Genomic DNA, 5,737 nt, shown 5'->3' with positions numbered 1-5,737 from the left:
CACCCAGCGGGGCCGGTCGGCGGCCTCGCGGGCGGCCACCGCGCGAACCAGGTCGGTGACCTCCTCGACCGGGCCGGCCGGACGACCGGCGGCGTCGAGCGGTTGCAGCACGCCGCCGCCCCGCTCGTCCGCCACCACCGCCACCAGCACGGACGTGATTCTGCCTCGCCCCACCGACAGGCTGGGCCGGAAAGGAAGGGCCCCTTCTTAACGCCTCCGGTAGAGGAAGGGCCCCTTCTTAACAAACGGCGGTTAAGAAGGGGCCCTTCCTTGCGGGCGGGAGGTGGACGGGGCCGGGTGCTACTTGCTGACGCCGGCGGTCAGGCCGGACTGCACCTGACGCTGGAACACGACGTACACGATCAGCACCGGCAGCATCGCCATGGTCACGCCGGCGAACAACCCGGACCAGTCGGACTTGTAGCCCTGGTTGACCGACAGCTCGATCAGGCCCTGCGCGATGACCTGGTGCTTCGGCTCACCGGCGACCGACTGCATGAGCAGCGTCGGCAGGTACCACTGGTTCCACTGCCCGAGCACGTTGAAGATGCCGATGCTGATCAGGCCCGGCTTGGCCATCGGCAGCATCACGCTGAAGAACGTCCGGGTGTGCGACGCGCCGTCGACCTGGGCCGCCTCGGCGATCGAGTCCGGCAACGTCCGGAAGAACGAGTGCATGAAGAAGATCGTGAACGACAGCGACCACGCCACGTAGACCAGGATCAGCATGAGGTGCTTGTTCGGGCCGAGCAGCGGCAGGCTGACCCCGGTGTTGTACACGCCCTTGAACAGCGGCACCGCCGCGAGGTAGATCGGCAGGGTCAACCCGGACAGGAACATCCAGTAGATCAGCCGGTTGCCCCGGAACTCGTAGCGCGCCAGCGCGTACGCGGCCATCGAGCCGAGCAGCATCGTCAGGGACACGCTGAACACGAGCACGAGCAGCGTGTTGAGGAAGAAGCTGTCGATCCCGGCCGTCCAGGCCCGGGCGAAGTTGTCCCACTGCAGCGCCTCGGGGATCAGCGACAGCGGCTTGCGGATCACCTCCGAGTCGGTCTTGAGCGCCGACATCACCACCCACAGCAGCGGGTAGACCACCATGATCGCCCAGACCGCGAGGAACAGGTGGGAGAAGCCGTTGAAGAACCGGCCACCGAGGCCGTTGCCGGCGCCCCTCGTCCGCCGGCCCGCCGGCGGGCCGGACGGCGGCTCCGTGTCGGGTCGGGTCCGGCCGGAGGTGTGTGTCACCGTGCTCATCGTCCAAACCTCCTCAGAACTCGATCCGCTCACGGCGGGTGATCCGCAACTGCAGCGCGGCCAGCAGGATGGTGAAGATGGCCAGCGCGACCGCGATGGCGCAGGCGTAGCCGAACTGGCCCTTCTGGAACGCGTTGAACTGGATCACCGAGGCGAAGATCTCGCTGGCGTGGTTCGGTCCGCCCTGGCTCGGCGTCATGACGAAGACCAGCGCGTACATGTCCAACGCGATGAAGCCCAGGTAGACCCAGGCGACCGAGATGCTGTCCCGCAGCAGCGGCAGGGTCACCCGGAAGAAGGTGTGGAACCGGCCCGCACCGTCGAGGATCGCGGCCTCGTAGATGTCCTTCGGGATCGACTGCATGGCGGCGGAGAACAGCACCATGTAGAAGCCCGCGCCGCTCCACACCGCGATGAGCAGCAGCCACCACAGCACCGCGGGCACGCCGAGGAACGGCTCCGGGTCGGCGGTGAACGCGATCGGGTTGTCCGCGTCCACCAGACCGATCTTGATCAGCAGGCCGTTGATCAGGCCCTGTCCGTCGGTCCGGTAGATCTGCTGCCACATGACCGCGATGACGACGAGCGACAGCACCTGCGGGAAGAAGAAGATCACCTTGTAGATCCCGGAGCCGAACACCCCGCGGATGCCGGCCCTGTCCTCGCGTCCGCCCACGTTGAGCAGGAACGCGAGGAACAGGGCCAGCGCGATCGTGAACAGCGGCACGGTGACCAGGAAGAACACGTTGTGCCAGAACGCCTTCCGGATCAGCTCGTCGGAGAACAGTCGGACGTAGTTGTCCAGCCCGACGAAGTTCTGGGAATCCGAGTACCCGCCCCAGTCGGTCAGCGAGTAGCCCGCCGCCTGGGCGAACGGCCACACCACGTAGAACAGGTACAGCGCGACGGGCAGGGCCAGGAAGCCCGTGACGAAACGCGCGACTCCGTGCCGCATTGGACTCACTTCCTCGACGATGTCAGGCGGTGCGGGTCTGCTTCTTGATCGACGAGTCCTTGGCGACCTTGTCCGCGGCCACCTGCATCTTGTCGACGAACTGCTGCGCGGTGAGCCGGCCGGCCATCAGCTCCTCGGAGAGGTTCTGGCTCTCCTTGTCCAGGTCGGCGTAGAAGTCCGGGAACTTCACCGAGATCAGCTCTCCGCTGCCGCCCTTGACCAGGTTGTTCGCGCTGGCCAGCGCGGTGTCCTGGACGTTGTCGCCGGAGCCCTTGGTGGAGGCCAGCGACTTGGTCAGCTCGGCGAACTTCGCCGAACCGGCCTTGGACAGGATGGCCCGCAGGAACTCCTTCGCGGCCTCCTTGTTCGGGGCCTTGCTGGGCACCACGAAGCCCTCGCCGGAGGCGGCGAAGACGTCCTTGGCCGCCTTGTCGCCCGGCTTGCTCCAGTAGTCGGAGAGGGTGAGCTCGAAGCCCGGCGGGATGGTCGCGGCCATCTCGTTCTTCAGCCAGGTGCCGACCTGGATGAACGCCGCCTTGCCGTCCAGCCACGCCTGCTGCGACTGGGTGTGGTCCAGCTTGCCCGGCAGGAGCAGCTTGTCCTTGACCAGCTTCTCCCACGGCTCCAGCGCGGCGACGATGCCGTCGGCCTTCCAGGCGCCGTCCTTCAGGTTGTCGATGTCGACCACGGCCTGCTTGCCGACGGCCTTCCAGATGCTCGCGAACAGCGCCCACCGGGGGTAGTAGCCGTGCGCGGCGTCGTGCACGTACGGCGCCATCCCCTTGGCCTTGATCTTCGGCGCCAGGGCGAAGAACTCGTCCCAGGTGGTCGGGGCGGTCCAGCCCTCCTTCTTGAACAGCGCCGCGTTGTACCAGTTGCCCCAGACCGTGTAGGCCACGTTCACCACGTAGAACTTGCCGTTCTGGGTGCCGTCGGCGACGGTGCCCGGCAGCAGGCTGTCGGCGACCGTCCCCTCACTGTCCCACGCCGGCGCGGTGAGCAGGTCGTCGAGCGGCTCGATGGCGCCCTCGTTGATCAGCGTGCTGCGGTCCATCATGTCGGCGCCCGAGTTCATCACCAGGTCGCTCGGCTGGGTCGCCATCTTCGGCTGCTCTTCGGTCTTGATCTTCTGGGTGGAAGACATGTTGACCGTGACGTTCGCGTGCTTGGCGTTGAAGATGACCTTGTCTTCCTTGGCCCACTGGTCACCCAGTCCACCGTTGAAGACGACCACCTTGACGGCGCTGCCGTCCTTGACGCCGAACGGGTTGTCCTTGCTCTTGGCCGCGCCGCCGCCGTCGGACTTGCTCGGCTCGCTGCCGGCGCAGGCGCTGAGCAGCCCGGCGGCCGGGACCGCGATCAGGCCGGCCGCGGCGGCGCGCTGCAACAGGGTCCGACGGCTGAGGTCGCCGGACTTCTCGGGGGTAACCGACATCTTGTCTCTCCTTGTGGTGTCGGGTCAGGCGGTCCGCCGGAGGCGCCCGGCGTACCGCGACTCGAGGGCGAGGTTGTGCTCGTCCCCACCGGGGACGTTGGCGGAGAGGTAGACAGGGGGTACCTCTCCGGCCTGGTGGAACCGTCGTACGACCTCGGCGGTCAGCAGCTGCGCCAGCAGCGCCGCGGTGACCGAGGAGACCGCACAGACCGCGCCGCCGCCCTCGAGCGGCAGCAGTGCGTCGCCGTACGGCGCGCCGTTGTCCAGCACGACGTCGGCGAGGTCGGCGAGCCGTTGCCCGGACGGGTGCCGAGGGGCGACCCGGGCCGTGTGCTCGACCGAGGTGACCGCGATCAACGGGTGGCCACCGCGCTTGACCAGCGTCGCCAGCTCCACCACGGAGCCGTTGATGCCGGACTGCGAGGCGACCACGAACACGTCCTCCGGCTGCGGCGACGCCAGGGCGTAGAGCTGGTGCGCCACCGCCGGGTCACGTTCCAGCTTGGGGTCGGCGAGCACGTCGCGGGGCGCGTCGCCGTGCAGCACGAGGTCGTGCAGGGAGAGTCGGTTGGCCGGGACCAGGCCACCGGCGCGGGCCACCAGTTCGGCGGCGAACGCCTCGGAGTGGCCGGCGCCGAACGCCTGGAGGACGCCACCGGTGCGCAGGCCGCCGGCGATCAGGTCGGCCGCCCGGTCCACCGCGGCGGCCTGGCTGTCGACGAGCCGGTCGAGCACCGGTCGGACGGCGTCCGCGTACCGCTGGGCACTGATCATGAGAGGGACCCCTTCGCGGCCTTGTGCCCGTCGACGGCCTGGGCGGTACGCCGGAAGGCCGCGTGGGCGCGGTCGTGGGTGCGCTGCGCCACCGCGATGTAGAGCAGGTCGAGCACGACGAGCTGAGGGTGCCGGGCGGAGAGCGCGTCGGGCCGGAACGTGGTGGCCTGGCTGGCGGTGACCAGCACGATGTCGGCCAGCTCGGCCAGCGGCGAGCGGGGGAAGCCGGTCAGCGCGACGGTGGTCGCGCCGCGGCTGCCCGCCTCGGCGAGCAGCTCGATGGTCTCCCGGGTCTGGCCGGTGTGTGAGATGCCGAGCGCGACGTCCCCGACGCCCAGCAGCGCGGCGCTGGCCAGCCCCTCGTGCACGTCGCTCCAGGCCCAGGCGGCCACGCCGATGCGGTGCAGGCTGAACTGCATCTCCTCGCCGACCAGCGCACTGCCGCTGGCGCCGAAGATGTTCACCCGGCTGGCTCCGGCGATGGCCACCGCCGCCCGTTCCACCTCGTGCAGGTCGAGCAGCGCGGCGGTGTCGTGCATGGCCCGCGTGTCGGCGGCCATGATCTGGTCGAGCACCCGGGACAGCGGGTCGCCGGGCTGGATCTCGCGGCCGATGTCGACCGTCCAGCCGGCGGACCGGGCCCGGCCGGTCTCGGCGGCGATGCCGAGTCGCAGGTCGGCGTAGCCCTCGAAGCCCATCGCCCGGCAGAACCGGGTGATGGTCGCCGGCGACGTGCCGCTCCGCTCGGCAAGTTCGACGATCGTCGCCCGCGCCGCCGCCTCCGGGTCGCTGAGCACGTGCTCGGCGACCCGGCGCAACGCCCCCGTCAGCTCACCCGCGCCGGCCCGGACCCTGGCCAGCACCCCGTCCGAGGAGACGGTCACCGCACCCCGCCGGTCGACCGCGTCGGCGTCGACCACCGCGGTCCCCGCGGGGGTGTCCACCTCGTGATCAACCATCGGACGCCTTTCGGAAAGAGTGTTAACTGTTAGTGGTAAAAGTTCTTACTGAAGGCCCCTCCGTGTCAAGGGCGTGGGCGAAGTTTTCAAACTGTTACCTGACGCACAGCCGTGATCTTGCGCCCGGGAACGCGGCCGACCAGCATGGGAGCCATGTCGGACACCGTCGTGGTCGGCCTCGACGTCGGAGGTACGTCCACCCGCGCCACCGCGCTGAACCTCGACGGCGTACGCCTGGGCGACGGCCGCGCCGGCGGCGGCAACCCGACCAGTCACGGCGCCGACCGGGCCGCCGCCGAACTGCTCGCCGCTCTCCGCGCGGCGCTCACCGGGGTCGACCCGACCCGGGTACGCGCC

The 5,737-nt window shown here is 69.4% G+C and carries 5 protein-coding genes and 2 pseudogenes; 1 reads left to right on the top strand and 6 read right to left on the bottom strand.

Annotated features, from left to right (window positions below; genetic code table 11):
* The 6 genes and pseudogenes from HUW36_RS35260 to HUW36_RS24050 all read right to left on the bottom strand — a co-directional run.
* Positions 1-180: pseudogene (locus HUW36_RS35260) on the bottom strand (bifunctional 3'-5' exonuclease/DNA polymerase); the annotation flags it as partial.
* Positions 181-300: 120 nt separating this feature from the next.
* The gene (locus HUW36_RS24070) at positions 301-1,257 is read right to left on the bottom strand and encodes a carbohydrate ABC transporter permease (protein WP_174530261.1); all 957 of its coding nucleotides are present in this window, start codon (positions 1,255-1,257) and stop codon (positions 301-303) included.
* 13 nt (positions 1,258-1,270) lie between these two features.
* Positions 1,271-2,212: a carbohydrate ABC transporter permease gene (locus tag HUW36_RS24065; protein WP_091573506.1), complete on the bottom strand. Its 942-nt coding sequence runs from the start codon at positions 2,210-2,212 to the stop codon at positions 1,271-1,273.
* A 22-nt stretch (positions 2,213-2,234) separates the two neighbouring features.
* Positions 2,235-3,647 carry an N-acetylglucosamine/diacetylchitobiose ABC transporter substrate-binding protein gene (gene ngcE / locus HUW36_RS24060; RefSeq protein WP_174530260.1) on the bottom strand — a complete coding sequence of 471 codons (1,413 nt, stop codon included), beginning with the start codon at positions 3,645-3,647 and terminating at the stop codon, positions 2,235-2,237.
* 24 nt (positions 3,648-3,671) lie between these two features.
* A complete protein-coding gene (locus HUW36_RS24055) occupies positions 3,672-4,421 on the bottom strand; it encodes a sugar isomerase domain-containing protein (RefSeq protein ID WP_174530259.1) in 750 nt (249 codons plus the stop codon).
* Entirely contained in the window at positions 4,418-5,380 is a 963-nt protein-coding gene (locus tag HUW36_RS24050; RefSeq protein WP_174530258.1) for a MurR/RpiR family transcriptional regulator, read from the bottom strand. The genes HUW36_RS24055 and HUW36_RS24050 overlap by 4 nt, the downstream gene beginning before the upstream one ends.
* A 153-nt stretch (positions 5,381-5,533) precedes the next feature.
* Between HUW36_RS24050 and HUW36_RS24045 the strand changes: the two are divergent.
* A pseudogene (locus HUW36_RS24045) lies at positions 5,534-5,737 on the top strand (ATPase); the annotation flags it as partial.

Source organism: Micromonospora maritima (assembly GCF_902825405.1).
In the GTDB taxonomy this organism is placed as follows: domain Bacteria; phylum Actinomycetota; class Actinomycetes; order Mycobacteriales; family Micromonosporaceae; genus Micromonospora; species Micromonospora maritima.
Note: the sequence above shows the minus strand (reverse complement) of the source record. Positions and strands in the feature narration are given on the sequence as shown.